Source organism: Vibrio sp. 704 (genome assembly GCF_033339295.1).
Map to the genome: position 1 here is coordinate 1 of NZ_JAWOUH010000636.1, position 618 is coordinate 618.

Below are 618 nucleotides of genomic sequence, written 5' to 3' on the forward strand. Positions count from 1 at the left end.
TCCAAAAGTCGGGGTGATGATAGAAGTGCCATCGATGGTATATCTGCTTCCTGCCATCGCGCATCGAGTGGATTTTGTCTCTGTTGGTACTAACGACTTAACTCAGTATTTACTGGCGGTGGATCGGAACAATTCCCGCGTCGCTGATGTCTATGAATCCATGCATCCGGCAGTGCTGTTAGCACTCAAACAGATTCATGACGTGTGCGATAAATATCATGTGCCAGTGTGCATCTGCGGTGAATTAGCCGGTGATCCATTTGGTGCGCTCTTATTACTTGGGTTGGGATACACCAGCTTAAGTATGAACACATCTAACGTGGCTAAGGTGAAGTATTTGATTCGTCATAGCCAACAACAGGAACTAGAAAAACTAGCGGAACAGGCGATGACAAAATCGTACGGAGAGGAGATTCATCAAATGATGCATGATTTCTTTATCCAACAAGGTTTTGCAGGCTTCGTTCGTGCAGGGAAAAAGTAGGTAATCGTGACCGTCTCTTTATTTTTGTTATTGCTGGCGCTGGGCGCTTTTGTTGGTGTGATGGCGGGGCTACTCGGCATTGGGGGCGGATTAATCGTCGTACCTGCGTTGTTATTTTTGCTGCCTTGGGCGGG

Annotated in this window: 1 protein-coding gene; it reads left to right on the forward strand. The window is 47.1% G+C overall.

The window, feature by feature from the left end; translation table 11 throughout:
* Positions 1-484: putative PEP-binding protein (locus R7R24_RS28225; RefSeq protein WP_318120380.1), on the forward strand; the 484-nt coding region annotated here is incomplete at its 5' end.
* Between the last annotated feature and the right edge of the window lie 134 nt (positions 485-618).